This window comes from Burkholderia sp. Tr-20355 (assembly GCF_017104685.1).
In the GTDB taxonomy this organism is placed as follows: domain Bacteria; phylum Pseudomonadota; class Gammaproteobacteria; order Burkholderiales; family Burkholderiaceae; genus Burkholderia; species Burkholderia seminalis.
This window is the reverse complement of record NZ_JAAGPK010000385.1, coordinates 1-946: the sequence shown is the minus strand read 5'-3', so window position 1 is coordinate 946 and position 946 is coordinate 1. Positions and strand designations below refer to the sequence as shown.

1 protein-coding gene is annotated in these 946 nt (G+C 67.8%); it reads left to right on the top strand.

The window, feature by feature from the left end:
• Positions 1–85 precede the first annotated feature (85 nt).
• A partial coding sequence (locus G3N62_RS35525; protein WP_206141559.1) for a CheR family methyltransferase occupies positions 86–946 on the top strand: 861 nt, incomplete at its 3' end.

Here is a 946-nt window from a genome sequence, read left to right as displayed (position 1 = left end):
GCTCGTGCGCCCGGCGCTGAACGGCGAGAAGCCGGCGCTGGCGGCGGCCGGCGCGTCCGACGACGACTGGGAGACCTTCTAAGCCATGTCGCACGCGCGCGCGCCGTTTCGACCCGATGCACCGGATGCCTCGCCTCGCGCAGGGGATCCGGGGCGCGACTTCGCGTTCACGGGCGCGGATTTCGCACGCATTCGCGCGCTGATCCATCAACGCGCGGGGATCTCGCTGTCCGAGCACAAGCGCGACATGGCGTACAGCCGTCTCGCCCGGCGGCTGCGTGCGCGCGGCCTCGACACGTTCCGCGACTACCTCGACCTGCTCGAGCAGGAGGACGATCCGCTCGAGTGGGAAGCGTTCACCAACGCGCTGACGACCAACCTGACCGCGTTCTTCCGCGAGTCGCACCATTTCCCGATCCTGTCGGATTTCGTGAAAGGGCGCCCGGCGCCGGTGTCGGTCTGGTGCTCGGCGGCGTCGACCGGCGAGGAGCCGTATTCGATCGCGATCACGCTGATCGAGGCACTCGGCGAATCGGCGGCGCGCGGCGCGTCGATCCTCGCGACCGATCTCGACACGCAGGTGCTCGCGAAGGCGGAGGCCGGCATCTACACGTACGACCAGGTCAAGCACCTGTCGCCGGAGCGGCTCAAGCGCTTCTTCCTGAAAGGCACGGGTCCGCAGTCAGGCCGCGTGAAGGTGCGCCCCGAGCTGCGCGCGATGATCCGTTTCGAGCAACTGAACCTGACCGATGCGGACTACGGGATCGCGAAGCCGTTCGACGCGATCTTCTGCCGCAACGTGATGATCTATTTCGACAAGCCGACGCAGGGGCAGGTGCTGTCGCGCTTCGAGCCGCTCGTGAAGCCGGGCGGGCTGCTGTTCGCCGGCCATTCGGAAAACTTCACGTACGTGACGCAGGCGTTCCGGCTGCGCGGGCAGACGGTA